The following is a 1,634-nucleotide window of genomic DNA, read 5'->3' as shown; positions in this document are numbered from 1 at the left end:
TGGTAACGGTGGTTTCCACTTCCTTCTTCGATTTCTTGCCGCCGCCAAACACAGAGACGTGCACGAACTTCTTGGGGTTGGCCTGCAGGTCGGAAATCAGGGCGTTGGAGCTGGCGGCCGTGGCGTTGAGGTTGCGGTAGAGCGTGCTGTCGCTGAGCAGCTTGCCCAACGAGCCCTGCTGGTCGGTGAGCGAGCGGTTGAGGGTGGTAATGGCGCTCTGGGCCTCGGTCATGGTGTTGTTGAGCTTGCGCATGGCCGGACCAACGGGAGCATCCTTGAGCGAGTCGCTGAGCAGGGCGAAGTTGGAAGCTACGCGGTCGAACTTTTTGCTGGTCTTATTCAGGTCGGCCGTGAGCGTGGCCATGTTGCCGGTAATCTGGTTGATGTTGCGCTGATTGAGCAGCAGCATGTTTTTAAGCGCCTCGGTGGCCGCCTGGCTGTTAAGCAGCGTGGCCTGCAGGCTCAGGCGGGCATCCTTGTTGAGGAAGGCATTTACCTTGGTCAGCGTCGAATCGACGGTGCCCAGCACTGGCAGGGCTTTGGCCTGGAAGGCGTCGGTGAGGCTGGCTACAGTGTACGATTTCAACTCCTCGCCACCATCGAACACCTTGGAGTTGCGGCCCAGAAACAGGGTGATGGTTTTCGAGCCCAGCAGCGAGCCACTGAGGCTGGCCACGGTCGAGTCGCCCACCGTTACGCCCTTCTGGAGTTCCACGGACACTTTGATGCGGTTGGCTTCTTCGGGCAGCAGTTCCATCTGTTTCACCTGGCCCACCTTGATGCCGTTCAGAATCACGGGGTTGCCGATGGCCAGACCGTCTACGTTGTCGTACTTGGCAAAGTACGTCCGATCAGACGACAGGATGTTACTACCTTTCAGGAAGTTGAAGCCAAAAATCAATAGCCCAACGGCTACGAGACCCAACAGGGCTACTTTTATTTCTTTGGACACGGGAGGTCGCGGTTATATGGAGGGAAAGAGTCAGCAGACGGGCCGGCAGTTGCGCGGCCGGGTTAGTCGCCCGAGCCGATTTCCAGCTCCTGCTTGTAGTCGCGGAAAGCCTGGTAGATGCCCGAGGCCATATACGCCTGATTTGTTTTATCGTTCAGATACTGTTCTTCCTGGCGGTTGGTCAGAAAGCCCGATTCAATCAGCACGGAGGGCATGGCCGACTTCCAGAGCACCAGAAATCCCGCCTGCTTTACGCCCCGCGAGGGCCGCTTGAGGGTGGTGCGAAACTGCTGGTCGATTTTCTGGGCGAAGCGCAGGCTGTTGACCATGTAGGCGCTCTGGAACAGGCTGAACAGAATATGGCTCTGCGGCGAGGTGGGGTCGAAGCCGTTGTACTGCTCCTTGTAGTTATCTTCCTGCAGAATTACCGAGTTTTCGCGCTTGGCTACGGCCAGGTTGGCATCGGTTTTGTGCGGCCCCATGGTCCAGACCTCGGTGCCGTGAGCCGAGGGCGCACTGGCATTGCAGTGGATGGAGATGAACAGGTCGGCATTGAGCTTATTGGCAATGTTGGCGCGGTCGGCCAGTTCCACAAACACATCGGTTTTGCGGGTGTACACCACTTTTACGTCGGGCATCTTCGCCTCAATTTCCTTGCCCAGCGCCAGCACCAGCTTCAGGG

2 protein-coding genes are annotated in these 1,634 nt (G+C 58.0%); both read right to left on the bottom strand.

Annotated elements, in window-relative coordinates; translation table 11 throughout:
* On the bottom strand, nt 1–952 hold a 952-nt coding region (locus WBQ70_RS02965; RefSeq protein ID WP_423910341.1), incomplete at its 3' end, for an MlaD family protein.
* A 62-nt stretch (nt 953–1,014) separates the two neighbouring features.
* Nucleotides 1,015–1,634, bottom strand: a 620-nt coding sequence (locus WBQ70_RS02960; RefSeq protein ID WP_423910338.1) for an N-acetylmuramoyl-L-alanine amidase family protein, incomplete at its 5' end; no start/stop codon positions are given.

The sequence above is a fragment of the Flavobacterium sp. genome (assembly GCF_049590715.1).
Taxonomy (GTDB): Bacteria; Bacteroidota; Bacteroidia; order Flavobacteriales; family Flavobacteriaceae; genus Flavobacterium.
This window is presented reverse-complemented; position numbering and strand designations above follow the sequence as displayed.